Source organism: Paenibacillus thermoaerophilus (genome assembly GCF_005938195.1).
GTDB classification, from domain to species: Bacteria; Bacillota; Bacilli; order Paenibacillales; family Reconciliibacillaceae; genus Paenibacillus_W; species Paenibacillus_W thermoaerophilus.
In genome coordinates, this window is sequence record NZ_VCQZ01000021.1 from 22,393 (window position 1) to 47,320 (window position 24,928).

25 protein-coding genes and 1 other annotated feature are annotated in these 24,928 nt (G+C 57.7%); all 25 genes read right to left on the reverse strand.

Features of this window, described 5'->3' with window-relative positions; translation table 11 throughout:
• Nucleotides 1-43 precede the first annotated feature (43 nt).
• Complete coding sequence (gene rplB, locus FE781_RS13715; RefSeq protein ID WP_138790197.1) at nucleotides 44-874, reverse strand: 50S ribosomal protein L2; 831 nt, start codon at nucleotides 872-874, stop codon at nucleotides 44-46.
• Nucleotides 875-907: 33 nt separating this feature from the next.
• The gene (gene rplW, locus FE781_RS13720; protein ID WP_138790198.1) at nucleotides 908-1,198 is read right to left on the reverse strand and encodes a 50S ribosomal protein L23; all 291 of its coding nucleotides are present in this window, start codon (nucleotides 1,196-1,198) and stop codon (nucleotides 908-910) included.
• Complete coding sequence (gene rplD / locus FE781_RS13725) at nucleotides 1,198-1,821, reverse strand: 50S ribosomal protein L4 (RefSeq protein WP_138790199.1); 624 nt, start codon at nucleotides 1,819-1,821, stop codon at nucleotides 1,198-1,200. The genes rplW and rplD overlap by 1 nt, the downstream gene beginning before the upstream one ends.
• 22 nt (nucleotides 1,822-1,843) lie before the next feature.
• Nucleotides 1,844-2,470, reverse strand: coding sequence for a 50S ribosomal protein L3 (rplC, locus tag FE781_RS13730; RefSeq protein WP_138790200.1), 627 nt, complete (start codon nucleotides 2,468-2,470; stop codon nucleotides 1,844-1,846).
• Between the two features lie 85 nt (nucleotides 2,471-2,555).
• Nucleotides 2,556-2,867, reverse strand: a complete 312-nt coding sequence (gene rpsJ, locus FE781_RS13735) for a 30S ribosomal protein S10 (RefSeq protein WP_138790201.1) — start codon at nucleotides 2,865-2,867, stop codon at nucleotides 2,556-2,558.
• 303 nt (nucleotides 2,868-3,170) lie between these two features.
• Nucleotides 3,171-4,361 (reverse strand): elongation factor Tu, encoded by a 1,191-nt coding sequence (gene tuf / locus FE781_RS13740; protein ID WP_138790202.1) that lies wholly within the window; start codon nucleotides 4,359-4,361, stop codon nucleotides 3,171-3,173.
• Nucleotides 4,362-4,396: 35 nt separating this feature from the next.
• Entirely contained in the window at nucleotides 4,397-6,472 is a 2,076-nt protein-coding gene (gene fusA / locus FE781_RS13745) for an elongation factor G (RefSeq protein WP_138790203.1), read from the reverse strand.
• Between the two features lie 20 nt (nucleotides 6,473-6,492).
• Nucleotides 6,493-6,963 (reverse strand): 30S ribosomal protein S7, encoded by a 471-nt coding sequence (gene rpsG, locus FE781_RS13750; protein ID WP_138790204.1) that lies wholly within the window; start codon nucleotides 6,961-6,963, stop codon nucleotides 6,493-6,495.
• Between the two features lie 60 nt (nucleotides 6,964-7,023).
• The gene (gene rpsL / locus FE781_RS13755) at nucleotides 7,024-7,446 is read right to left on the reverse strand and encodes a 30S ribosomal protein S12 (RefSeq protein ID WP_138790205.1); all 423 of its coding nucleotides are present in this window, start codon (nucleotides 7,444-7,446) and stop codon (nucleotides 7,024-7,026) included.
• A 136-nt stretch (nucleotides 7,447-7,582) separates the two neighbouring features.
• On the reverse strand, nucleotides 7,583-7,837 hold the full coding sequence (locus tag FE781_RS13760; protein WP_138790206.1) for a ribosomal L7Ae/L30e/S12e/Gadd45 family protein: 255 nt from the start codon (nucleotides 7,835-7,837) through the stop codon (nucleotides 7,583-7,585).
• 270 nt (nucleotides 7,838-8,107) lie between these two features.
• On the reverse strand, nucleotides 8,108-11,731 hold the full coding sequence (gene rpoC, locus FE781_RS13765) for a DNA-directed RNA polymerase subunit beta' (protein WP_138790207.1): 3,624 nt from the start codon (nucleotides 11,729-11,731) through the stop codon (nucleotides 8,108-8,110).
• Nucleotides 11,732-11,763: 32 nt separating this feature from the next.
• Nucleotides 11,764-15,300: a DNA-directed RNA polymerase subunit beta gene (gene rpoB, locus FE781_RS13770; protein ID WP_138790208.1), complete on the reverse strand. Its 3,537-nt coding sequence runs from the start codon at nucleotides 15,298-15,300 to the stop codon at nucleotides 11,764-11,766.
• Between the two features lie 286 nt (nucleotides 15,301-15,586).
• Nucleotides 15,587-16,183, reverse strand: a complete 597-nt coding sequence (locus tag FE781_RS13775; protein WP_138790209.1) for a class I SAM-dependent methyltransferase — start codon at nucleotides 16,181-16,183, stop codon at nucleotides 15,587-15,589.
• Between the two features lie 85 nt (nucleotides 16,184-16,268).
• Nucleotides 16,269-16,634: a 50S ribosomal protein L7/L12 gene (gene rplL, locus FE781_RS13780; protein ID WP_138790210.1), complete on the reverse strand. Its 366-nt coding sequence runs from the start codon at nucleotides 16,632-16,634 to the stop codon at nucleotides 16,269-16,271.
• Between the two features lie 44 nt (nucleotides 16,635-16,678).
• The gene (gene rplJ / locus FE781_RS13785; protein ID WP_138790211.1) at nucleotides 16,679-17,185 is read right to left on the reverse strand and encodes a 50S ribosomal protein L10; all 507 of its coding nucleotides are present in this window, start codon (nucleotides 17,183-17,185) and stop codon (nucleotides 16,679-16,681) included.
• 61 nt (nucleotides 17,186-17,246) lie between these two features.
• Nucleotides 17,247-17,391, reverse strand: a sequence feature (ribosomal protein L10 leader region).
• 65 nt (nucleotides 17,392-17,456) lie between these two features.
• Nucleotides 17,457-18,149, reverse strand: a complete 693-nt coding sequence (gene rplA / locus FE781_RS13790; protein ID WP_138790212.1) for a 50S ribosomal protein L1 — start codon at nucleotides 18,147-18,149, stop codon at nucleotides 17,457-17,459.
• Nucleotides 18,150-18,246: 97 nt separating this feature from the next.
• Nucleotides 18,247-18,672 carry a 50S ribosomal protein L11 gene (rplK, locus tag FE781_RS13795; protein WP_138790213.1) on the reverse strand — a complete coding sequence of 142 codons (426 nt, stop codon included), beginning with the start codon at nucleotides 18,670-18,672 and terminating at the stop codon, nucleotides 18,247-18,249.
• A 131-nt stretch (nucleotides 18,673-18,803) separates the two neighbouring features.
• A complete protein-coding gene (gene nusG / locus FE781_RS13800; protein WP_138790214.1) occupies nucleotides 18,804-19,337 on the reverse strand; it encodes a transcription termination/antitermination protein NusG in 534 nt (177 codons plus the stop codon).
• Nucleotides 19,338-19,354: 17 nt separating this feature from the next.
• Complete coding sequence (secE, locus tag FE781_RS13805; protein ID WP_138790215.1) at nucleotides 19,355-19,567, reverse strand: preprotein translocase subunit SecE; 213 nt, start codon at nucleotides 19,565-19,567, stop codon at nucleotides 19,355-19,357.
• Between the two features lie 555 nt (nucleotides 19,568-20,122).
• Nucleotides 20,123-20,764, reverse strand: coding sequence for an RNA polymerase sporulation sigma factor SigH (sigH, locus tag FE781_RS13810; RefSeq protein WP_138790216.1), 642 nt, complete (start codon nucleotides 20,762-20,764; stop codon nucleotides 20,123-20,125).
• A gap of 179 nt (nucleotides 20,765-20,943) precedes the next feature.
• Nucleotides 20,944-21,465, reverse strand: coding sequence for an NYN domain-containing protein (locus tag FE781_RS13815; protein ID WP_138790217.1), 522 nt, complete (start codon nucleotides 21,463-21,465; stop codon nucleotides 20,944-20,946).
• Nucleotides 21,466-21,480: 15 nt separating this feature from the next.
• Nucleotides 21,481-22,239 carry a 23S rRNA (guanosine(2251)-2'-O)-methyltransferase RlmB gene (gene rlmB / locus FE781_RS13820; protein WP_138790218.1) on the reverse strand — a complete coding sequence of 253 codons (759 nt, stop codon included), beginning with the start codon at nucleotides 22,237-22,239 and terminating at the stop codon, nucleotides 21,481-21,483.
• Nucleotides 22,236-22,721 (reverse strand): Mini-ribonuclease 3, encoded by a 486-nt coding sequence (locus FE781_RS13825; RefSeq protein WP_138790219.1) that lies wholly within the window; start codon nucleotides 22,719-22,721, stop codon nucleotides 22,236-22,238. Before FE781_RS13825 ends, rlmB begins: the two co-directional genes overlap by 4 nt.
• Nucleotides 22,718-24,139: a cysteine--tRNA ligase gene (gene cysS, locus FE781_RS13830; protein WP_138790220.1), complete on the reverse strand. Its 1,422-nt coding sequence runs from the start codon at nucleotides 24,137-24,139 to the stop codon at nucleotides 22,718-22,720. The genes FE781_RS13825 and cysS overlap by 4 nt, the downstream gene beginning before the upstream one ends.
• Nucleotides 24,108-24,821, reverse strand: coding sequence for a serine O-acetyltransferase EpsC (gene epsC / locus FE781_RS13835; RefSeq protein WP_138790221.1), 714 nt, complete (start codon nucleotides 24,819-24,821; stop codon nucleotides 24,108-24,110). The genes cysS and epsC overlap by 32 nt, the downstream gene beginning before the upstream one ends.
• Between the last annotated feature and the right edge of the window lie 107 nt (nucleotides 24,822-24,928).

Below are 24,928 nucleotides of genomic sequence, written 5' to 3' on the forward strand. Positions count from 1 at the left end.
CCCTTCGCGAGAAGTTGTATCAATTGAACGGAACCGCCCGCGATTACTTCGTGCGGCCACGAATGATGTACTGGCTCGAAGCTTTGTTTTTCTTGCGGGTTTTGTAACCGAGCGTCGGTTTGCCCCAAGGCGACATCGGCGATTTGCGGCCGATCGGAGCGCGGCCTTCGCCACCGCCGTGCGGGTGGTCTACCGGGTTCATGACGACACCGCGGACTACCGGACGTTTGCCCATCCAACGGCTGCGGCCGGCTTTACCGATTTTCACGAGCTCGTGGTCTTCGTTGCCCACGGAACCGATCGTTGCGCGGCACACTTTCAGGATGCGGCGCATTTCGCCGGAGGACAGACGAACGACGACGTATTGATCTTCTTTACCCAGCAATTGAGCTTCCGTGCCGGCTGCGCGCACCAACTGGCCGCCTTTGCCCGGCTTCAGCTCGATGTTGTGGATAATCGTACCGACCGGGATGTTCTCCAGCGGGAGAGCGTTGCCGACTTTGATGTCCGCGTCCGGACCGGATACGACTTGATCCCCGACTTTCAGGCCTTTCGGCGCCAGGATGTAACGTTTCTCCCCATCCACGTAGTGGATCAGCGCGATGTTCGCCGTGCGGTTCGGATCGTACTCGATCGTAGCAACGCGACCGGGTATTCCGTCTTTGTTCCGTTTGAAGTCGATCAGGCGGTATTTGCGCTTGTGGCCGCCGCCGATATGACGAACAGTAATTTTGCCTTGGTTGTTGCGTCCCGCTTTTTTGCTGAGCGGCGCGAGAAGCGATTTCTCCGGTTTGGAGGCGGTGATTTCCTCAAACGTCGAAACCGTCATCTGGCGGCGGCCAGGGGACGTCGGCTTGAACTTTTTAACTGGCACGTGGATTCCCTCCTTGCTTCAAGAATGCGATGCTTATACGGACTCGAAGAATTCGAGCGCTTTGCTGTCTTCGGACAGTTGCACGATCGCTTTTTTCCACTCCGAAGTGTAACCGGAGTATTTGCCGTACCGTTTCGGTTTGCCCGGTACCCGCATCGTGTTGACTTTCGTGACTTTCACTTTGAAAATTTGCTCGATCGCGGATTTGATTTCGGTTTTGCTTGCGCGAAGATCGACCTCGAAGACGTACCGTTTAATATTCATCAGGTCGGTCGTCTGTTCGGTAATGACAGGGCGCTTGATAATATCGTAAGGGCTCTTCATTACGCGAACACCTCCTCTACTTTCGCGACCGCATCCTTCGTGATGATCAGTTTGTCGTGAGCGACAACGTCAAGGACGTTGATGCCGTCAGCGGCAACGACCTTCACGCCTTGCAGGTTGCGCGCGGACAAAGCCAGGTTCTCGTCATGCTCGAGAGCGACGACCAGAGCTTTACGCTCAACCTTCAGGTTTTTCAGGATGGTTGCGAACTCTTTCGTTTTGGCTTGAGCCAATTGAAGTTGGTCCAGAACGATAATGTTGCTGTCCGCCACTTTGGAAGACAGGGCGGATTTGATCGCCAGACGGCGCACTTTCTTCGGAAGCTTGAACGCATAGCTGCGCGGAGTCGGTCCGAATACGACACCGCCGCCTTTCCATTGCGGAGCGCGGATGGAGCCTTGACGCGCACGGCCCGTTCCTTTTTGTCTCCACGGTTTGCGGCCACCGCCGCGTACTTCCGAACGTCCTTTTACTTTGTGCGTGCCCGCACGCAGGGATGCTTGCTGCAGCAGCACGGCTTCATGCACGGCATGCGCGTGAGGCTGGATGCCGAACACGGAATCATCCAGTTCGATCTCGCCCACTTGCGCGCCGCTTACGTTATAGACAGCCACTTTAGGCATGGAATGTCCTCCTTTCCGTCCTTTATTGTTTTACGGTCAGTTTCACGCTGACGAAGCTGTTCTTCGGACCCGGAACGGAGCCTTTGACCAGAATAACGTTGCGTTCAGCGTCAACTTTAATGATTTCGAGCTTTTGGATCGTAACCGTGTCAACGCCCATGTGACCCGGCAGTTTTTTGCCTTTCGGCACGCGGTTTGCGTCGCGGTGAGTCGCGAGCGAACCCGAACCGCGGTGATATTTCGAACCGTGAGCCATCGGACCGCGGGACATGCCGTGGCGTTTGATGGAACCGGCAAAACCTTTACCTTTGGACGTACCCGTTACGTCAACCAGTTCGCCCTCAGCGAAAATATCGGCTTTAATCTCTTGGCCAACTTCGTATTCGCTCAGGTTTACGCCGCGAATCTCTTTAATGTAGCGCTTGGGAGTCGTACCAGCCTTCTTCGCATGGCCGATAGCAGGCTTTGTTGCGTTCTTTTCTTTTTGGTCTGCGAAACCGAGTTGAATTGCTTCGTATCCGTCGGTTTCCACGTCTTTCTTCTGCAGAACGACGCACGGACCCGCTTGGATGACCGTGACCGGCACGACATTGCCTTCAGCCGTGAACACTTGGGTCATACCCAGCTTTTTGCCCAAGATACCTTTCATGTTGACACCTCATTTCCCTTCCGCATTCATGCATGATTTCATTTCTTGGCGCGTGATTCCAGGCTTGTTCGCCGGCACACGGCCATTACAGCTTGATTTCGATATCTACGCCGGACGGCAAATCCAGACGCATCAGCGCATCGACGGTTTGCGGCGTCGGATTGATGATATCAATCAGGCGCTTGTGCGTACGCATTTCGAATTGCTCCCGGGAGTCTTTGTACTTGTGGACCGCACGCAGAATCGTAATGATCTGTTTTTCGGTCGGCAGCGGGATCGGACCGGATACGCTAGCGCCGGAACGTTTCGCCGTTTCAACAATTTTCTCCGCAGATTGATCCAAGACGCGGTGATCGTACGCCTTCAATCGAATGCGAATCTTTTGCTTTTTTGCCATAGTTTTCCCTCCTTCATTCGTCCAAATTGTATCGGACTCGCTCCACGGAAATCCCCCGACACCGCCCCCTATGGCAAAGGGGCCGGGTGTGTCGGCAACCTCCCGCATCATCGCTGTCACAGACCAACGTTCACTATTATATTAAAAACGCTGGGCAAAAGCAAGCGGATATTTCGGTTTCGGGGAAGACGGGCCGTTCTTGCCCCCGGTTGAAGCTGTTTCTACATATATAAGGATACTTTTCTTCAAACATAAAACAAACCGCACCCGAAGGTGCGGTTTGCGAATCTGCCGTCAGGCAAATTATTTCGTGATCGTAGCAACGGCGCCAGCGCCAACCGTACGGCCGCCTTCGCGGATCGCGAAGCGAGTGCCCTCTTCGATAGCGATCGGCGAGATCAGCTCAACGGATACCGTAACGTTGTCGCCCGGCATAACCATCTCGGTGCCTTCCGGCAGCGTGATGATGCCCGTAACGTCGGTCGTCCGGAAGTAGAACTGCGGACGGTAGCCGGAGAAGAAAGGCTTATGACGACCGCCCTCTTCTTTGGTCAGGACATAGATTTGCGACGTGAAGTTCGTGTGCGGTTTAACGGAACCGACTTTCGCCAGAACTTGTCCGCGCTCGATGTCTTTGCGGTCTACGCCACGGAGCAGCGCGCCGATGTTGTCGCCCGCTTGAGCGGAGTCAAGCAGTTTGCGGAACATTTCAACGCCCGTAACAACCGTTTTGCGAGTTTCTTCGTTCAGACCAACGATTTCGACCTCGTCGCCGACTTTGACCGTACCACGCTCTACGCGGCCCGTAGCAACCGTACCGCGGCCCGTGATCGTGAATACGTCCTCGACCGGCATGAGGAACGGCTTGTCAATGTCACGCTCAGGCGTCGGGATGTAGGAGTCGATTGCCTCGAACAGCTCGACGATTTTTTGAGCCCATTCGCCGTCCGGATTTTGCAGAGCTTCGCGAGCGGAACCGCGAATGATCGGCGTTTCGTCGCCCGGGAACTCGTATTCGTTCAGCAGGTCGCGAACTTCCATCTCAACCAGTTCCAGCAGCTCTTCGTCCTCAACCACGTCGCATTTGTTCAGGAATACGACGATGTACGGAACGCCTACTTGGCGGGAGAGCAGGATGTGCTCGCGAGTTTGCGGCATCGGGCCGTCCGCAGCGGATACGACGAGGATCGCGCCGTCCATTTGCGCAGCACCGGTGATCATGTTTTTAACGTAGTCGGCGTGTCCCGGGCAATCAACGTGAGCGTAGTGACGGTTTGCCGTCTCGTACTCAACGTGTGCCGTGGAGATCGTGATACCGCGTTCGCGTTCTTCCGGAGCTTTGTCGATTTGGTCGAAAGCAACGGCATTACCGCCGTATTTTTTCGCCAAAACCGTGGTGATTGCAGCCGTCAGCGTCGTTTTGCCGTGGTCGACGTGACCGATCGTACCGATGTTAACGTGAGGCTTTGTACGTTCAAACTTTGCCTTTGCCATTCGAATCGATTCCTCCTCGGAATAGGATTATTAGATTAAGCGCCTTGTTTCTTTGCGATGATTTCATCGGCAATAGACTTCGGCACTTCTTCATAGTGGGAGATTTCCATCGAGTACACGCCGCGGCCTTGCGTACGCGAACGCAGTGTCGTGGAATAACCGAACATCTCGGACAGCGGAACTTTCGCGCGGATGATTTGCGCGCCCGCACGGGAGTCCATGCCCTCGATGCGGCCCCGGCGGGAGTTCAGGTCGCCCATTACGTCGCCCATATACTCCTCCGGAACGGTTACTTCGACTTTCATGATCGGCTCGAGCAGCACAGGATTACATTTGTCCTTAGCCGCTTTGAGCGCCAACGAACCGGCGATTTTGAACGCCATCTCGCTGGAGTCGACGTCATGGTAAGATCCGTCGAAGATCGTGGCTTTGATATCGACGAGCGGGAATCCGGCGAGAACGCCGTTTTTCATCGCTTCTTCGATACCGGCTTGTACCGGTGCGATATATTCTTTCGGTACTACGCCGCCGACGATTTTGTTCTCGAACACGAAGCCGGTACCCGGCTCCAGCGGTTCGAATTCGATCCAGACGTGGCCGTATTGACCGCGGCCGCCGGACTGGCGAACGAACTTGCCTTCGACTTGCGCAGATTTGCGGAACGTCTCGCGGTAAGCGACTTGCGGCTTGCCGACGTTCGTCTCCACTTTGAACTCGCGAAGCATACGGTCGACGATGATCTCCAGATGGAGCTCGCCCATCCCTTGGATGATCGTCTGCCCGGTTTCCTCATCCGTATAGAAGCGGAAGGTCGGGTCTTCTTCGGCGAGTTTGGACAGCGCGTTGGCCATTTTGTCTTGGTCGGCTTTGGCTTTCGGCTCGACCGCGATGGAGATAACCGGTTCCGGGAAGTTCATCGATTCCAGGATAACCGGATGTTTCTCGTCGCACAGCGTATCGCCGGTGATCGTATCCTTCAGGCCTACGGCCGCAGCGATATCGCCCGCGTACACTTCGCTGATCTCCTGACGGTGGTTCGCGTGCATCTGGAGAATCCGTCCGATCCGTTCGCGCTTGCCTTTGGTGGCATTCAGCACGTAGGAACCGGAGTTCAGAACGCCGGAATATACGCGAATGAACGTCAGCCGGCCGACATACGGGTCGGTCGCGATTTTGAACGCCAGCGCGGCGAACGGTTGATCGTCAGCCGACTTGCGCGTAACTTCGGTGCCGTCTTCCAGAACGCCCTTGATATCCGGGACGTCCACCGGAGAAGGCAGGTATTCGATGACGGCGTCCAGCATGAGCTGAACCCCTTTGTTTTTGTACGAAGAGCCGCAGATGACCGGGAAGATTTTCACTTCGCAGACACCTTTGCGCAGCGTCGCTTTCAGTTCCTCTTTGGTGATCTCTTCGCCTTCGAGGTACTTGAGCATCAGCTCTTCGTCCAGCTCGGCAACCTTCTCGACGAGTTCCGTGCGGAGTTCTTCGGCTTTCGCTTTGTACTCCTCCGGAATCTCCGTACGCTCGATCTCTTTGCCGAGATCGTCTTTGTAGATATAGGCGCATTGCTCGATCAGGTCGATGATGCCGACGAAATCGGCTTCGGCGCCGATCGGCAATTGGATGGCGACAGCGTTCGCTTTCAGGCGGTCGCGCATCTGATCGATAACGGACAGGAAGTCCGCCCCGATGATATCCATTTTGTTGACGTATGCGATCCGCGGAACGCCGTAGCGGTCAGCTTGACGCCATACCGTCTCGGACTGCGGCTCAACGCCTTCTTTGGCGCTGAATACGCCTACTGCTCCGTCCAACACGCGCAGGGAGCGTTCGACTTCTACCGTGAAGTCGACGTGTCCCGGGGTATCGATGATGTTGATCCGGTGACCTTTCCATTGGCAAGTCGTAGCGGCGGACGTAATCGTGATTCCGCGCTCCTGTTCTTGCTCCATCCAGTCCATCGTCGCAGCGCCTTCGTGCACTTCGCCGATTTTGTGGGTACGGCCCGTATAGAACAGAATCCGTTCCGTCGTGGTGGTCTTGCCGGCATCGATGTGAGCCATGATCCCGATATTACGCGTGTCTTTTAAGGAGAACTCTCTGGGCATAGTTGTGTCTCCTCTCAAGATTACCAGCGGTAGTGAGCAAACGCTTTGTTCGCTTCTGCCATTTTGTGCGTGTCTTCGCGTTTTTTGACAGATGCGCCGGTGCTGTTGCTAGCGTCGATGATCTCGTTCGCCAGACGCTCTTCCATCGTTTTCTCCCCGCGCAGGCGAGCGTAGTTGACCAGCCAGCGGAGGCCGAGCGACACGCGGCGGTCCGGTTTAACCTCGATCGGCACTTGATAGTTCGCGCCGCCTACCCGGCGGGCTTTAACCTCGAGAACCGGCATGATGTTTTTCAGAGCGGCTTCGAACACTTCCATCGGATCGCGTCCGGTGCGTTCTTTCACCTTCTCGAATGCGTTATACAGAATGCTCTGCGCAACACCGCGCTTGCCGTCGATCATCAGGCGGTTGATGAGACGAGTCACCAGCTTGCTGTTGTAGATCGGATCCGGCAGCACGTCGCGCTTCGGAACAGGACCTTTACGTGGCATAGTTATCCCCCTTTCTGCTCATGTTCAAACCTGGATAAGGTCGAACTTCACGCCGGCCGCTTATTTTTTAGCGGCTTTCGGACGTTTCGCTCCGTATTTGGAACGGCCTTGCATCCGGTTGTTCACGCCCGCCGTATCCAGCGCACCGCGAACGATGTGGTAACGGACACCCGGCAGGTCTTTAACCCGGCCGCCGCGAATCAACACGACGCTGTGCTCCTGCAGGTTGTGGCCGATTCCCGGGATATAAGCCGTGACCTCGACTTTGTTGGTCAAGCGCACACGGGCATATTTCCGAAGAGCGGAGTTCGGCTTCTTCGGGGTCATCGTGCCAACACGAGTGCAGACGCCGCGTTTTTGCGGAGCGCTCAGGTTGGTTTGTTCGCGTTTCAGGGCGTTGAACCCTTTTTGCAGAGCCGGCGATTTCGATTTGACGACTTTCGCCTGACGGCCCTTGCGTACGAGCTGGTTAATCGTTGGCATTTGGGCTCCTCCTTCCATGCGGAAATATCGATTCAACGTGCTCTTCTTCAAGTCCACAGATCCAGGTGTTCGCTGCGAGACAAAAGGAAAGGCTTTGTACAGTTGTCCGAACTTGACCGGCCAACCGCCAAATCCTTCATGGTTCCGTCTTAACGATAGCCGCCATCGCCGCGCCAACGTCGATGCCGCAGGCTCTTCCGAGCTGCTTCATGCTTTCGGCGTACACAATGGGGATTCCCGTTTTCTTACACAGGCTTACGATCTTACTCGTAAGGCGCGGATCTGCATCCTTGGCGATGAACACTTCGCTCGCCTTGCCTTCTTCGACTACCTTGGTAGTCTGCTTGGTGCCGATCGACAATTGGGCAGCTTGCTTCAGATGTTCTAACAATCGTCAACATCTCCCAACGCAAATGGCTCGCATACAGGCACACTTCGATATATTAGCATCTGGCGATCGCAGTGTCAAGAAGCACTCGACGGTTGTTTCGCCCGTCCTCCATCCGCCAAATCATGGGTCATCCGGGCCGCCGAACGCGCGTTGCCGCCCTTCGGGACATGGCGACACGCTTCGATCCTTTGCGGCATTTCCCGTATTCGCGGCGCATAGCCGAAGCCGCCATCCCCGTGCTTGGCGATGACGGCCCGGACGCGGCTTCTATCACATCTCGACCGCAACGGCCTCCGGTTCCGCATCCTGCTGCGGTTCCTCCGGCACGTTCGGATCGATGACCTTGATGCTGCGGTAGCGATTCATGCCGGTTCCGGCCGGAATCAGCTTGCCGATAATGACGTTCTCCTTGAGTCCGAGCAGTTGATCGACCTTGCCCTTGATCGCGGCGTCGGTCAACACGCGAGTCGTCTCTTGGAAGGAGGCCGCCGACAGGAACGAATCCGTCTCCAGCGACGCCTTGGTAATCCCGAGCAGAACCGGTTTGGCGACGGCCGGCTCGCGGCCTGCCAGAAGCGCCTCGCGGTTCGCGCTCTCGTACTCGTGCATATCGACGAAGGAGCCCGGCAGCAGCTTGGTGTCGCCGCTGTCGACGATCCGGATTTTGCGGAGCATCTGCCGGATCATGACCTCGATGTGCTTGTCGTTAATTTCTACGCCCTGGTTCCGGTAGACGCGCTGAACTTCCTGAAGGATGTAGTTCTGCACGCCGCGGATGCCTTTGATGCGGAGCATTTCTTTCGGATCGATCGAACCGTCCGTCAGCTCGTCGCCCGCCTCGATCGTCTGGCCGACCAGGACACGCAGACGGGAACCGTATGGCACCGCGTACACTTTGGATTCCGCTTCGCCTTCGATGACGATCTCGCGGCGATCCTTCGCTTCGCGGATTTCCTTCACGACGCCGTCGATTTCGGAGATCATCGCCTGGCCTTTCGGGTTGCGCGCCTCGAACAGCTCCTGGATACGCGGCAAACCTTGGGTGATGTCGTCGCCCGCGACGCCCCCGGTGTGGAACGTACGCATCGTCAACTGCGTGCCGGGCTCGCCGATGGACTGCGCCGCGATAATGCCGACCGCTTCGCCGATCTCGACGAATTTGCCCGTCGCCAGGTTCCGGCCGTAGCATTTTTTGCAGACGCCGTGGCGCGTGCGGCAGCTAAGCACCGATCGAATCTGGATCTTTTCGATGCCCGCCTTGACGATGGCGTCGGCAATCGCCGAGTCGATCAGCTCGTTGCGGCGGACGATGATTTCGCCCGTCTCCGGGTGTTTGACCGTCTCGAACGCGTAGCGGCCTTCGATCCGGTCGTACAAATCCTCGATAACCTCTTTGCCGTCGTGGATTTTGCCGACGACGAAACCTTTGTCCGTACCGCAGTCCTCCTCGCGGACGATGACGTCCTGCGCGACGTCGACCAGACGGCGGGTCAGATAACCCGAGTCGGCCGTACGCAGGGCGGTGTCGGCGAGACCTTTCCGCGCGCCGTGGGTGGAGATGAAGTACTCCAGGACCGTCAGGCCTTCGCGGAAGTTCGAGCGAATCGGAAGCTCGTAGATCCGGCCGGTCGGCGTCGCCATCAGTCCGCGCATGCCGCCCAGCTGCGTGATCTGCGATTTGTTACCCCGCGCTTTGGACTCGACCATCATGTTGATCGAATTGAACTTGTCGAGGGACTTCATCAGGATGTCCGTGATTTCGTCCTTCGCTTTGCCCCAGATCGCGATGACGCGGTCGTAGCGCTCCTCGTCGGTGATCAGACCGCGGCGGAACTGATTCGTAACCGCGCGGACTTTCTCGTCGGATTCTTTCAGGATGCGGGCTTTCTCCTGCGGCACGACAACGTCCGCGACCGCAACCGTAATCCCCGCGCGGGTCGAATACGTAAAGCCGTTTTGCTTGATTTTGTCTAGAATGATCGACGTCTCCATCGTCTGGTAGCGACGGAAGCACTCGGCGATAATCGCTCCGAGGAAGTCTTTGCCGACAGAGCCTCTGACAGGGGCTTTCCGGATAAACTCCTGGATGTTCGCGCCTTTTTCGAAGATGAAATATTCATCCGGCGTTCCGTTCAACAGGTTGGTCTTCGTCGCCTCGTTGAGGTACGGGAAGTCGCTCGGGAATATTTCGTTGAAAATAATTTTGCCGATCGTCGTCACGAGCAAAGCTTTTTGCTGGCGTTCCGTGAACGACGTTTTGTTCAGCGCCTTGGCCGGAATCGCGATGCGCGCGTGCAGCGACGCGATGCCGCGCTGGTACGCGCTGATCGCTTCGTGCGTCGTGCGGAACACAAGACCCGTACCTTCCGCCTCCGGATTGTCCATCGTCAGATAGAAGCTGCCGAGGACCATGTCCTGCGAAGGCGTAACGACAGGTTTGCCGTCCTTCGGGTTCAGGATGTTGCCGGCGGCCAGCATGAGGATGCGGGCTTCCGCTTGCGCTTCCGCCGACAGCGGCACGTGAACGGCCATCTGGTCGCCGTCGAAGTCGGCGTTGTACGCCGTACAGACGAGCGGGTGCAGCTTGATGGCGCGGCCTTCGACCAGAATCGGCTCGAACGCCTGGATACCGAGGCGGTGAAGCGTCGGAGCGCGGTTCAGCAGAACCGGATGCTCCTTGATGACTTCCTCCAGCACGTCCCAGACTTCGGGGCTGACTCTCTCGACCTTGCGCTTGGCGCTCTTGATGTTGTGCGCAAGCCCTTTGTTGACGAGCTCCTTCATCACGAACGGCTTGAACAGCTCCAGCGCCATTTCCTTCGGCAGGCCGCACTGGTACATCTTGAGGCTCGGGCCGACGACGATAACGGAACGTCCGGAATAGTCGACGCGTTTGCCGAGCAGGTTTTGACGGAAGCGGCCTTGCTTACCTTTCAGCATGTGGCTGAGCGACTTGAGCGGACGGTTGCCGGGACCCGTTACCGGGCGGCCGCGGCGGCCGTTGTCGATCAGCGCGTCCACGGCTTCCTGGAGCATGCGCTTCTCGTTTTGCACGATGATGTCCGGAGCACCCAGATCGAGCAGGCGCTTCAGACGGTTGTTCCGGTTGATGACGCGGCGGTACAGGTCGTTCAGGTCGGACGTTGCGAAGCGTCCGCCGTCCAGCTGCACCATCGGACGAAGCTCCGGCGGGATAACCGGCAGCACGTCCAGCACCATCCATTCCGGACGGTTGCCGGAATTGCGGAACGCCTCCATGACTTCGAGGCGTTTGATCGCCCGGTTGCGGCGCTGGCCTTGGGCGGTTTTCAGCTCTTCCTTCAGCATTTCGACTTCGCGTTCGATGTCGATTTCCTGCAGGAGCTTTTTAACCGCTTCGGCGCCCATGCCCGCCTGGAACGCGTAGCCGTATTTCTCGCGGTAGCTGCGGTATTCTTTTTCCGAGAGCAGTTGCTTCTTCTCCAGCGGCGTATCGCCGGGATCGGTCACGACATACGACGCGAAGTAGATGATCTCCTCGAGGGAGCGCGGCGACATGTCGAGTGCCAGGCCCATCCGGCTCGGGATGCCCTTGAAATACCAGATGTGCGAGACCGGCGCGGCCAGTTCGATATGGCCCATGCGCTCGCGGCGAACCTTCTGGCGGGTAACTTCGACGCCGCAGCGGTCGCACACGACGCCTTTGTAGCGCACGCGCTTGTACTTGCCGCAGTGGCACTCCCAGTCCTTCGTCGGCCCGAAGATTTTTTCGCAGAACAAGCCTTCTTTCTCCGGCTTCAGCGTCCGGTAGTTGATCGTCTCCGGCTTTTTCACTTCGCCGCGCGACCAGGACCGGATTTTGTCCGGAGATGCCAGACCGATTTTCATAAACTCAAAGTTGTTAACGTCTAACAAGGAGCAACCCTCCCGACTGAAATGCTGTTGGCTTACTCGACTCCGACTTCCGCGCCTTCGAGGTTCAGGTTCAGCTTGTCGCTGCCTGCGTCGTCCTCGTCATCCAGCTCTTTCATTTCGATTTCTTCTTCGTTGCCGGCGAGGATTTTGACGTCCATGCCCAAGCTTTGCAATTCCTTGATCAAGACTTTGAACGACTCCGGAACGCCCGGCTCCGGCACGTTCTCGCCTTTGACGATCGCTTCGTATGTCTTAACGCGTCCGACGACGTCGTCGGACTTGACGGTGAGAATTTCCTGCAGGGTATAAGCGGCTCCGTACGCTTCGAGCGCCCATACCTCCATCTCCCCGAACCGCTGGCCGCCGAACTGCGCTTTACCGCCCAGCGGCTGCTGGGTAACGAGCGAGTACGGACCGGTGGAACGGGCGTGGATTTTGTCGTCGACCATGTGCGCCAGCTTGATCATGTACATCACCCCGACCGTGACTTCGCGCTCGAACGGTTCGCCTGTCCGGCCGTCGTACAGAATCGTTTTGCCGTTGCGCTGCATGCCGGCTTCTTCCATCGTGTCGAACACGTCGTCCTCGCGGGCTCCGTCGAAGACCGGGGTCGCCGTGTGAATGCCCAGCAAGCGGGCCGCCATGCCGAGGTGAACCTCCAGCACCTGACCGATGTTCATCCGCGACGGGACGCCCAGCGGGTTCAGCACGACCTGAACCGGCGTGCCGTCCGGCAGGAACGGCATGTCTTCCTCCGGCAAAATCCGTGCGATAACCCCTTTGTTTCCGTGGCGTCCGGCCATCTTGTCGCCTTCGGAAATTTTCCGTTTCTGCGCGATGTAGACGCGGACGAGCTGGTTGACGCCCGGAGGCAGTTCGTCGCCGTTCTCGCGGGTGAACACCTTGACGTCGACGACGATGCCGTCGGTGCCGTGGGGCACGCGCAGGCTCGTGTCGCGCACTTCGCGCGCCTTCTCGCCGAAGATCGCGTGCAGCAGGCGTTCTTCCGCCGTCAGCTCGGTGACGCCCTTCGGCGTAACTTTGCCGACGAGGATGTCCCCTGCGCTGATCTCCGCGCCGACGCGGATAATGCCGCGCTCATCCAGATTCTTGAGCGCGTCTTCGCCCACGTTCGGGATGTCGCGCGTAATCTCTTCCGGTCCGAGCTTCGTGTCGCGCGCTTCGGACTCGTATTCTTCGATATGAATCGACGTATAGACGTCTTCCTTCACCAGCTTCTCGCTCAGCAGGATCGCGTCTTCGTAGTTGTAGCCTTCCCATGTCATAAACGCGACGAGCACGTTGCGGCCGAGCGCGAGCTCGCCCATCTCGGTGGACGGTCCGTCCGCGAGAATGTCGCCGACTTTGACGACTTCGCCCTTGCGGACGATCGGGCGCTGGTTGATACACGTTCCCTGGTTGGAACGCATAAACTTGTGCAAGCGGTACTTGGTGATGTCGCCGTTCACGACGCGTCCGTCGATCGTCTCCTGGCGGCGCACCCATACCTCGTTCGCCGTGACGCGCTCGACGACGCCGTCATACTTCGCCACGACGCAGACGCCGGAATCCTTGGCGGCTTTGTGCTCCATACCCGTGCCGACAAGCGGAGCTTCCGGAACGAGCAGCGGAACCGCCTGGCGCTGCATGTTCGAACCCATGAGCGCACGGTTGGAGTCGTCGTTCTCAAGGAACGGAATCAGCGCGGTCGCCACGGAGACGACTTGCTTCGGCGAGACGTCCATGTAGTCGACGCGCTCGCGCGGCAGCGTCAGGATGTCGTCCTTGAAGCGCACGATGACGTTCTCCTGCACGAACCGTCCTTCTTCGTCCAGCTCGGCGTTCGCCTGCGCGATGACGTAGTTGTCTTCTTCGTCCGCCGTCAAATAGGCGATCTGGTCGGTTACCCGGCCCGTCTTCGGATCGACCCAGCGGTACGGCGCCTCGATAAATCCGTATTCGTTGATCCGCGCGAACGTGGACAACGAGTTGATGAGACCGATATTCGGGCCCTCCGGCGTCTCGATCGGGCACATCCGTCCGTAGTGGGAGTGGTGAACGTCGCGAACCTCGAAGCCCGCGCGTTCCCGCGTCAGACCGCCGGGTCCGAGCGCGGACAGACGGCGCTTGTGCGTCAGTTCGGCAAGCGGGTTCGTCTGATCCATAAACTGCGAGAGCTGCGAGCTGCCGAAGAACTCCTTGATCGCCGCGATAACCGGGCGGATGTTGATGAGCGCCTGCGGCGTAATGAGATTGGCGTCCTGGATCGACATGCGTTCGCGAACGACGCGCTCCATCCGGGACAGACCGATCCGGAACTGATTCTGCAGCAGTTCGCCGACGGAGCGCAGACGACGGTTGCCCAAGTGGTCGATGTCGTCCGTGCTGCCGACGCCGTGCAGCAGATTGATAAAGTAGTTGATCGACGAAATGATATCCGCCGGCGTAATATGTTTGACCGATTTGTCGATGCCGCCGTTGGCGATGACCTTGATCACCTTGCCGTCTTCAAGCGGCGAGAAAATCGAGATGCATTGAACGGGAATCGTCTCGTTGTCGAGCACACCCCCGGACACCTTGTATTGCACGAAGCCGACATCGCTCTCGAGAGCCGGAAGAATCTCGTCCAGCAGGCGGCGGTCGACAACCTGACCGGCTTCCGCAATAATCTCGCCCGTCTTCGGATTCACCAGCGTCTCGGCAAGACGTTGGTTGAACAGACGGTTCTTGATGTGCAGCTTTTTGTTGATCTTGTAGCGGCCGACGTTCGCCAGATCGTAGCGCTTCGGATCGAAGAAGCGGGCGATCAGCAGGTTTTTCGCGTTTTCCAGCGTCGGCGGCTCGCCCGGGCGGAGACGCTCGTAAATCTCGATCAGCGCTTTCTCCGTCGAGTCGGTGTTGTCCTTCTCCAGCGTGTTGCGGATGTACTCGTCATCGCCGAGCAGGTCGATGATTTCGGCATCCGTGCCGAAGCCGAGCGCGCGAAGCAACACGGTCACCGGAATTTTACGGGTGCGGTCGATCCGGACATAGATGATGTCCTTGGCGTCCGTCTCCAGCTCCAACCAAGCCCCGCGGTTCGGAATAACCGTCGCCGTGTAGCTCTTTTTGCCGTTTTTGTCGATTTTCGTGCTGAAATAGACACTCGGAGAGCGCACAAGCTGACTGACAATGACGCGTTCGGCGCCGTTGATGATGAACGTGCCGGTCTCGGTCATCAACGGAAAATCGCCCATGAACACTTCTTGCTCTTTTACCTCGCCCGTCTCGTGGTTGATCAGGCGAACCTTCACACGCAGAGGCGCCGCGTAGGTTACGTCGCGTTCCTTCGACTCGTCGACATCGTACTTGGGCTCGCCGAGGCTATAGTCGATAAACTCCAGCGACAAATTCCCCGTGAAGTCCTGAATCGGGGAAATGTCCTGCAACATCTCGCGCAGACCCTCGTCAAGAAATCCCTGATAGGATTTCTTTTGGATCTCAATGAGGTTGGGAACTTCGAGCACCTCATTAATCCGCGCATACGTCCTCCGATAGCGACGACCAAATCGAGCAAGTTGTCCAGCCAACTTCTCTTCACCCCTTACATCTACTAAAAAGCCTTGAAGCCCGGCCCGAAGGACGAGCAACTCCACCCTACAAAAACCCACAAAAAAAGCAAAAAAGAAAGCACGGGTTTCAAAGAGGATAACCCAGCTTACAGATTATCCCTAAAACCCATCCAGTATACGATAGATCGCAAAATTATTCACAAATTTGCAGAGCCCTATTGACATTTTAGTACGGTAAAGACAATGAGCCCATCTTAATGCTGACATTACATAATAGTATCACATACAATCTGGCGAGTCAACTTTATTTTATCGCCTTAAATACCCGGTATCCTTTGTCCTTGCCCACCTCTTCGACCGAGGCGTACAGCTCTTCCAATCTCGCTTTGGCCGAAGGAGCTCCCTGTTTCTTCTGAATGACGATCCACAGCGATCCGCCCGGAACGAGCTTATCGCGGGCTTCCTCGAAAATGGCATGCACGACCGACTTGCCGGCCCGGATCGGCGGATTCGTTACGACGACGTCGAACTCGCGCCCGGCCACCGCAGACAACCGGTCGCTCGCCAGCGCCTCGGCGTTCGGCAGTCCGTTCGATCGGGCGTTGCGCCGCGCCAGTTCGACCGCCCGCTCGTTAATATCCAGCATCGTTACGCGCGCGGACGGGTCCAGCTTGGCCACAGCCAGACCGATCGGCCCGTAGCCGCAGCCGACATCCAGCACCCGCGCGCCGGGACTCCACTCCAGGCATTCGATCAAAAACCGGCTGCCGTAATCCAAACCGCCCTTCGAGAAAACGCCGCTGTCCGTCGTCAGCCGCAGCGATATCCCCCGAACGGCGATGTCGATTGTCCGCTCATCCCGTGCCGCCCCGGGGTTTTGCGTATAGTAGTGATCCGCCATATCCGAACCTTCCTTCCGCATCGACTATCCGGCCGACCGGCCAAAAAGCGAGGCCCCCTGCTTATACCAGGGAGCCTCGCGTTGATTACTTGACTTCGACTTTCGCGCCAGCTTCTTCGAGCTTCGCTTTGATAGCTTCGGCTTCTTCTTTGGATACTTTTTCTTTAATCGGCTTCGGAGCGTTGTCGACGACTTCTTTCGCTTCTTTCAGGCCCAGGCCCGTCAGCTCGCGAACAACTTTGATCACGTTGATTTTCGAAGCGCCGGCATCCGCCAGGATGACGTCGAACTCCGATTGCTCGGCCACTTCGGCAGCAGCCGCGCCGCCTGCAACAACCGCTACCGGTGCAGCGGCCGTTACGCCGAATTCTTCTTCAATTGCTTTGACCAGTTCGTTCAGTTCCAGAACGGTCATACCTTTAATGGCTTCCAAGATTTGCTCTTTGGACATGAGTTTACCCTCCGTTTATATGGGAATCGATTTAACTTGCCGGATTAAGCTTGAGCGCCTTCTTGCTTTTCGGCAACGGCTTTGACAGCCAGCGCGAAGTTGCGGATCGGCGCTTGCAGAACGCTGAGCAGCATCGACAGCAGACCCTCGCGGGACGGCAGATCGGCCAGCGCTTTGATTTGCGCCGCGTCAACGACGCGACCTTCGACAACGCCGCCTTTAACGGACAGCTTGTCGTTTTTCTTCGCGAATTCCGAGATGATTTTCGCGGCGGCCACGACATCCGATTTGCTGAATGCCACAGCCGTCGGACCCGTCAGAACCGGGTCCAGCTCCGTCAGCTCGGTTTGTGCCGTCGCGCGGCGAATCAGCGTGTTTTTCAAAACGGCGAATTCCACGCCCGCCTCGCGCAACTGACGGCGCAGTTCGGTTACTTGCTTCACGTTCAGACCGCGGTAATCGGCGACGATCGTGCAGGAGCTCTCCCGCAGTTTCGCAGCGACTTCCTGGACAGCCTGTTCTTTTTGAGCGATGATTTTAGCGTTTGCCACGTTGCACACCTCCTGTTCCTTAATGGCCGTGCTCGAACGACATACTCGGGCTTTTCTCCTTCCGGCAAAAAGAAAAGCCTCCGTAGACATCTACGAAGGCGCTCCGTTCTTCAACAAAAACATGAAAAACGATCTATTCGAACACCTCGGCGGGATATTAAGCCGCAAGCGGCACCTGCTGTCTACGGTTCTGTATTCGATTCTAAAAGACCCAAAGAATCATATCACACAGCGTTCCATGCGTCAATCGAAAATGGCTTCCAATTGACGATCAACGATAGGCTTGCGCGTTCACGCGGACGGCCGGACCCATCGTGGAAGAGATGGCGATGTTCTTCAGGTAAACGCCTTTCGCCGCAGCCGGTTTCGCGCGAACGATCGCTTCGATCAGCGCTTTGAAGTTTTCTTGAAGCTTTTCGGCCTCGAAGGAAACTTTACCGATCGGCGCGTGGATTTGACCGGCTTTGTCGAGACGATACTCGATTTTACCGGCTTTGATTTCTTTGACTGCGTTCGCTACGTCAAACGTAACCGTGCCCGCTTTCGGGTTCGGCATGAGGCCTTTGCCCCCGAGCAGACGACCGAGCTTACCGACTTCGCTCATCATATCCGGCGTAGCTACGCAGACGTCGAATTCGAACCAGCCTTGTTGAATTTTGTTGATCAGGTCTTGATCGCCGACATAATCAGCGCCAGCCTGTTCCGCTTCTTTGGCTTTTTCGCCTTTGGCAAATACGAGCACGCGCTTCGTTTTGCCCGTACCGTTCGGAAGAACGACTACGCCGCGAACGTTTTGATCCTGCTTGCGCGGATCGACGCCCAGACGGATCGCCACTTCCACGGTTTCATCAAACTTGGCCGTTGCGGCTTTTTTCACCAGCTCGATCGCTTCCGACGCTTCGTAGAGCGCGTCGGCATCGATCAGCTTCGCCGCTTCTTGATATTTCTTACCGCGTTTCGGCATGATACCGTGTCCTCCTTCATGTGGTGATAACGGGTTTACCCTCCCACTCGGCGTCAGCCGCAGCCGGCGCCGCTCGATCGGGCATGCAGCTCCCCGATCAGTCTTCGATTACAACGCCCATGCTGCGGGCCGTACCTTCGACCATGCGCATTGCCGCTTCGACGGATGCCGCATTCAGGTCAGGCATTTTTTGCTCGGCGATCTCGCGAATTTTCGCGCGTTTAACCGTAGCCACTTTCTTCTTGTTCGGTTCGCCCGAACCTTTCTCGATACCGGCCGCAACGCGAAGCAGTACCGCTGCCGGCGGAGTTTTGGTCACGAACGTGAACGAACGGTCTTCGAATACGGTGATTTCAACCGGGATGATCAGACCCGCTTGATCGGCCGTACGAGCGTTGAACTCTTTACAGAAAGCCATGATGTTCACGCCTGCTTGACCGAGAGCCGGACCAACCGGCGGCGCCGGATTCGCTTTGCCTGCAGGAATCTGCAGTTTTACCACTTTGATGACTTTTTTTGCCATGTGAGACACCTCCTTGCCGTAATGTGGTATGACGGGATGGTCTCCCTCCCACTGCGGACGCCCGGCTCCTAAGAGCCGTCCGCCCGGAAACCTCTACGACGCGCGGCCGGGCGTTCCGCTCCGGACAAGCGTTATATTTTTTCCACTTGATTGACTTCCAATTCAAGCGGGGTTTCCCTGCCGAACATGTTCACATGAACCTTAAGCTTGTGTTTGTCCGCGATAATTTCTTCGATCGTGCCGACGAAGTTCGCGAACGGCCCGGTCATGACGCGTACCGATTCCTTCAGCTCGAAGTCGATCTTCGGCTTCGGATCCTCGATACCCATGTGCTTGAGAATTTGGTCCACTTCCTCAGGAAGCAAGGGGGTCGGCTTGGAACCGGAACCCGTAGAACCGACAAACCCGGTGACGCCCGGCGTGTTGCGAACGACGTACCACGAATCGTCCGTCTGGATCATTTCGACCAGCACGTAACCCGGATACACCTTGCGCATGACGGTTTTTTTCTTGCCGTCTTTGTTGACAACCTCTTCTTCCATCGGCACCAGCACGCGGAAGATCTTGTCCTGCATGTTCATCGACTCGACGCGTTTCTCCAAGTTCGCCTTGACCTTGTTTTCGTACCCCGAGTAAGTATGAACGACGTACCATCTTTTCTCCATAGCGATGCGATCTCCTATCATTCGAACGCCAAACGCAGCAACCAAGAGATGATCGAGTCCAGCCCCCAGAAGTAAACGGTGACGAACGCGACGGAAACCAATACGACAGTCGTGTAACTCACCAATTCCTTGCGGGTCGGCCACTTGACCTTCTTCAGTTCACCGATGCTTTCGGACACGAACGAAAACGCCGATCCGAATCCCCGTTTCACGCTTGCCAGAAATGCCACGGTTTACACCCCCAGATCCCGGCCGATGCCGGTCAACGACTCTGATCCACTCGGCGCGCTTAACGCCCGCCTGCTTGCACATGGTTCTCTCGCGCAGCGCCAAATCTCTCGCCGTTCCGATCGGCATAGACGACGCAACCAAATATTTGATCGTGCAAAAAAACCCCATGCAAAATGGGTCACTAAGTCACTTTAGCACAACGTATCCGGCAGTGTCAAGGAGAAGCGGCGAGCGAGGCGTCCGTCAGTTTTTGCCTGGCGGCGGCCCGGTGCCGCGCCGGTGTGCGTCCGGTCCCGCCGCCTTATAGCAACCCTATCTCCATTATAAACGTTCCCGCTTTCTTCTAACCCCAGCGTTGTCCGTTTGCGTCTCACGCGCCTTGAACATCGCCGTTCCGGACTCCGCCCGCTCAATGGCCGCGCCTTCACAGGCGTTTCCGCCGTGCGGGCGAACCTTTTCTCGCTTCTTGAATGTGCAGGTTGGCCCGCTTGCGGCCCGGTCCGACTCCAAAATATAAAAAAACCGGAGTATCCTCCGGCTTCTCTCCCTCTCTGTCATTCCCGAACTTCCAAATATTTTTCCAGCTTGCGTTTAACCCGCTGCAGCGCGTTGTCGATCGACTTGACATGACGATCCAGATCCACCGCAATTTCCTGATAGGATCGTCCGTCAAGATACAGCATCAACACCTTGCGCTCCAGGTCGCTGAGCAGTTCGCCCATCTTGTCTTCGAGTCCGCTGAATTCTTCCTGGTTGATGATCATTTCCTCAGGATCGCTGACTCGCGTTCCGCAAATGACATCCAGAAGGGTTCGATCGGAATCTTCGTCATAGATCGGCTTGTCCAACGACACATACGAATTCAGCGGGATGTGCTTCTGTCGGGTGGCCGTTTTGATCGCGGTAATAATCTGACGGGTAATGCATAGTTCGGCGAATGCCTTAAACGAGGCCAACTTGTCTCCCTTGAAGTCGCGAATGCACTTGTAGAGTCCGATCATGCCTTCCTGCACGATGTCCTCGCGATCCGCACCGATGAGAAAATACGATCTGGCCTTGGCCCGGACGAAATTGCGATACTTGTTGATCAGGTATTCTAACGCCAAGCCGTCGCCGTCCCGGACGAAATCGACGAGTTCTTCATCGGTCTTGAGGTCATAGTCGTGCTTTCTCAGCTCATTGAGGTCCACGCTCACGAACGATCCCTCCGGCCTGTATGGCTGCGGCTACCTGCAAAAGATAGAATAAGTATACTCGAAGGGATTTGACATCGTCAACAACGGGATTTCCATCCAAACTCGAAAAAAGGTCGATTATGTAAATTTTCCGGATATATCGCAATATTTACAATCGCCGTCGCAAGGAACGGCCCCGCTCAAGGCTGTCCGCCCCTTCGCCACCTCTCGAGCTTTTCCCGGATGTCCTCCGCAAGCCGCCCGTCCAGCCGATTCGCGCCCGGCCGATTCCGCTCCTCCTCGATCCTGCGGGCAAGTTCCTGCCTCGCCAGCCGTATTTTCGTCAGAAGCTCCCCCGCCGGCAGCCGCAGCGCGCCGAGCCCGAAGGTCACGTGCTGCTCCGTCATGTCGGAAGTCGCCACATAGACGTGCCTCCGCAGCCCCTTGAGGTTCCGGACCAGCCGTTCGATCACTTCGTCCGCCGTCTCCTTCTCCCGGGTGTACAGCACCTCGACGCGGTGCTGCCGGTACTGACCTCCCCGGCCGGGCACGTAGTGCGCGTCGAACACGACCGTGACCTTCATCCCGGAATATCCCTGGTAATCGGCGAGCATTCCGATCAACCGGTCGCGTGCCTCCTCCAGGCTGACGTCCTTCAACCGCTGCAGCTCCGGCCAAGCGCCGATCATGTTGTAGCCGTCGACGATGAGGTACTCCTTCATGCCGTCAAGCCGCCGTTACGCCCGGGAAGCCGCGCGCCTCTGGCGGACGACCTCGTACAGCAAAATTCCTGCGGCGACCGAAGCGTTGAGGGATTGAATCCGGCCCATCATCGGGAGCTTGACGAGGTAGTCGCACGATTCTCTTACCAGCCGCCCGATTCCCGCGTTTTCGTTGCCGATGACGATCGCCAGCGGGACCGTAAAGTCCGCGTCATACGCTTCTTGCCGCGCGGACAGGTCGGAACCGGCCACCCAATAACCTTCTTCCTTCAGCCGCTTGATCGTCTGGGAGAGATTGGCCACCCGGGCGACCGGCATGTATTCGACCGCTCCCGCCGATACTTTGGCGACCGTCTGGGTCAGTCCCGCGGAACGCCGCTTCGGCACGATCACGCCGTGAGCGCCCGCCGCGTCCGCGGTACGCAGGATCGACCCGAGATTATGCGGGTCCTCGATCTCGTCCAGGACGACGAGCAGCGGCGGCCGGCCGGACTCGCGGGCCCGGTCCAACAGCTCGTCCAATTCGAAATAACGGTAGGCGGCCGCCTGCGCGACGACGCCCTGGTGCTGAACCCCCGGCACCAGTTGATCCAGCTTGCGCTTGTCGGCCTGCTGCACCAGCACGCCCTGCTTCCGCGCCTCGGCGAGCAGCGCCTGCAGCGAGCTCTCCCTGGCCCCTTCCGCGACAAACAGCTTATGGATCGACCTCCCCGACCGCAGCGCTTCCGTCACGGCGTGGCGGCCGCCGATATATTCTTGTTCGTGTTGAGTCACGATTGATCTCCACCTTTGTCATCCAGTTCGGCAGCGTGATCCGCCGCCTCGTCCCCCGCGGCGCCCGGCCATGCCAAGCCGTCTTCAAACGTCCGCTTCAGCATCGAGACAAGCCGGTCCGTCCTCCCCGTCAAGTGCCAATAACCGATCAGGCATTCGAATCCCGTGCTGGCCCGGTACTCCAGCACATGGGCGCTCTTCGGCTGCCGCTGCGACTTGGCGTTGCGGCCGCGCCGGGCGATATCGGCTTCTTCTTCCGTCAGGTACGGCCTCCACGCTTCCAGCAGACGCGCTTGCGCTTTGGCCGATACCCATTTGACCGCTTCGCGATTCAGGTGGTCCGGCTTGTGGTTCGGTTGCGAGATGAGATACTGGCGGACATACATCTCGTACACCGCGTCCCCCAGGTAAGCCAGCACCAGCGGATGGATCAGGTCGGGACGCTTGCCGGGAGGGAAAGGCAACAACAGATCGACGCTCATTTGCGCTTCCACCGTACGCCCTGCGGCGTATCCTCCAGCACGATGCCTTTCGCCGTCAGCAGGTCGCGGATCTCGTCCGCGCGCGCCCAGTTTTTGGCTTTGCGCGCTTCCTGGCGCTCCTGAATAAGCCGCTCGATCTCTTCGTCCAAAGTTTCCGCCTCCACGGCCGGCTTCGGCAGCACGCCCAGCACGGCGTCGAAATCGGCGAACGCGCCGTCCAACAGCTCCAGCGTTGCCCGCGTGACGACGGGACGCTGCAGCACCTGATTGGTCAGCGTCACCAGCTCGAACAACTGCGTGATCGCGTCCGGCGTATTGAAGTCGTCGTTCATTTTGTCCATGAACGCCCGGCAGATTTCCGTCACCCGCTCCGCCGTCTCCACGTCGATCGCGCCGCCGTCCGGGGCGAGAGACGCCATCCGGTGCCGCAGGTTGCCCAGGCAGTTGCCGATGCGCTCCAGCGCGTTCTCCGCCTGCTTGATCGACTCCTCGTGATAATTCAGCGGATTCCGGTAATGCGTGGACAGCATGACGAACCGCAGCGCTTCCGCCGACGTCTTCTTCAGCAGATCGCGGACGTTGACGACGTTGCCGAGCGATTTGGACATTTTCTCCTGCCCGAGATTCAAATATCCGTTATGCATCCAATACTTGGCGAGAGGCTTGCCGGTCAGCGATTCCGACTGCGCGATCTCGCACTCATGGTGCGGGAACGGCAGGTCGAAGCCGCCGCCGTGAATGTCGATCGTGTCGCCCAAGTATTTGCGGATCATCGCCGAACACTCGATATGCCAGCCCGGGCGTCCTTCGCCCCAAGGGCTGGGCCACGCGATCTCGCCGGGCTTCGCGGCCTTCCACAGGACGAAGTCGTGCGGATGCTTCTTGCGCTCGTCGACTTCGATCCGGATGCCGTGCTGCAGCTCCTCAAGCTTCTGATGCGACAGCTTCCCGTACTCCGGGAACGACAACGTGTTGAAAAACACATCCCCGCCGCTCTCGTAAGCGTGCCCGTCCGCGATCAGCGACTCGATAAAGGACACGATCTCCGGAATGTTCTCCGTCACTCTCGGGTGGACGGTCGCCGGCTTGACACCCAGAGCCGCTTCGTCTTCGAGGAAAGCCCGGATGTATTTGTCCGCGACTTCGGTTACGGTCGTCCCCTGTTCGGCGGCGCGGCGGATCAGCTTATCGTCGACGTCCGTGAAGTTCACGACGTACTTCACGTCGTACCCGAGGAACGTCAAATACCGGTGCACGACGTCGAAAAAGATAACCGGCCGGGCGTTCCCGATATGGATATAGTCGTACACCGTCGGTCCGCATACGTACATGCTGACTTGCCCGGGCTTCAGCGGAACAAACCGTTCCTTGGTCCGGGTCATCGTGTTATAAATTTGAACCTTCGCCGATTCGTTCATACGCGACGATCTTCTCCCTTTCATGCTGCTCTCGCGCAAGGCGCGCGTTCTCCTGCTTCAGTTCATTCACTTGTTCGCGCAGGCTTGCGATCTCATCCTGCATCTTGGTCATGATATCGATAAGCGGGTCCGGCAGTTTGTCGTGATCCAGCTTATTCAGGCTGACGCCGTTTTGCTTCACGACTCTGGCCTTCAGCCCGACGACGGTGCTGTACGGCGGCACTTCGCTAAGCACGACGGCGTTCGCGCCGATCTTGCTGTGGTCGCCGATCGTGAACGACCCGAGCACCTTGGCCCCCGAAGAGATGACGACATTGTTGCCGATCGTCGGATGGCGCTTGCCGCTTTCTTTGCCCGTGCCGCCGAGCGTGACGCCCTGGTACAGCACGACATCGTCCCCGATCTCGCACGTCTCGCCGATCACGACCCCCATTCCGTGGTCGATAAACAATCGCTTGCCGATACGCGCTCCGGGGTGAATCTCGATTCCCGTGAAGAAGCGGCTGATCTGCGAAATAACGCGCGCCACCGTATACCAGCCCTTCCGGTAAAACCAATGCGCGATCCGGTGCGCCCAGATGGCGTGGAGGCCGGAATACGTCAGCACGACCTCAAACACGCTTTTCGCCGCGGGGTCGTTCTGGAACACCGCTTCAATGTCCGAACGAATCTGTTTCCACATGGGCCTCCCCCTCCCTCGTGTGTTTAAGCCGCTAATTAGAGCGGTCCGGCAACCTTTGGCGATCGCCTCTTGATCCCGCAAAAAAAAGCGCCACTGCAGCCGAAGCT

Bases quoted from the DNA above. Each gene is read 5' to 3' on its own strand.
- rplW (WP_138790198.1), bottom strand. From the start codon at position 1,198: ATGAAGAGCCCTTACGATATTATCAAGCGCCCTGTCATTACCGAACAG.
- rplD (WP_138790199.1), bottom strand. From the start codon at position 1,821: ATGCCTAAAGTGGCTGTCTATAACGTAAGCGGCGCGCAAGTGGGCGAG.
- rplC (WP_138790200.1), bottom strand. From the start codon at position 2,470: ATGAAAGGTATCTTGGGCAAAAAGCTGGGTATGACCCAAGTGTTCACG.
- rpsJ (WP_138790201.1), bottom strand. From the start codon at position 2,867: ATGGCAAAAAAGCAAAAGATTCGCATTCGATTGAAGGCGTACGATCAC.
- tuf (WP_138790202.1), bottom strand. From the start codon at position 4,361: ATGGCAAAGGCAAAGTTTGAACGTACAAAGCCTCACGTTAACATCGGT.
- fusA (WP_138790203.1), bottom strand. From the start codon at position 6,472: ATGCCCAGAGAGTTCTCCTTAAAAGACACGCGTAATATCGGGATCATG.
- rpsG (WP_138790204.1), bottom strand. From the start codon at position 6,963: ATGCCACGTAAAGGTCCTGTTCCGAAGCGCGACGTGCTGCCGGATCCG.
- rpsL (WP_138790205.1), bottom strand. From the start codon at position 7,446: ATGCCAACGATTAACCAGCTCGTACGCAAGGGCCGTCAGGCGAAAGTC.
- FE781_RS13775 (WP_138790209.1), bottom strand. From the start codon at position 16,183: ATGGCGGATCACTACTATACGCAAAACCCCGGGGCGGCACGGGATGAG.
- rplL (WP_138790210.1), bottom strand. From the start codon at position 16,634: ATGTCCAAAGAGCAAATCTTGGAAGCCATTAAAGGTATGACCGTTCTG.
- rplA (WP_138790212.1), bottom strand. From the start codon at position 18,149: ATGCCGAAACGCGGTAAGAAATATCAAGAAGCGGCGAAGCTGATCGAT.
- rplK (WP_138790213.1), bottom strand. From the start codon at position 18,672: ATGGCAAAAAAAGTCATCAAAGTGGTAAAACTGCAGATTCCTGCAGGC.
- nusG (WP_138790214.1), bottom strand. From the start codon at position 19,337: ATGGAGAAAAGATGGTACGTCGTTCATACTTACTCGGGGTACGAAAAC.
- FE781_RS13815 (WP_138790217.1), bottom strand. From the start codon at position 21,465: ATGAAGGAGTACCTCATCGTCGACGGCTACAACATGATCGGCGCTTGG.
- FE781_RS13825 (WP_138790219.1), bottom strand. From the start codon at position 22,721: ATGAGCGTCGATCTGTTGTTGCCTTTCCCTCCCGGCAAGCGTCCCGAC.
- cysS (WP_138790220.1), bottom strand. From the start codon at position 24,139: ATGAACGAATCGGCGAAGGTTCAAATTTATAACACGATGACCCGGACC.
- epsC (WP_138790221.1), bottom strand. From the start codon at position 24,821: ATGTGGAAACAGATTCGTTCGGACATTGAAGCGGTGTTCCAGAACGAC.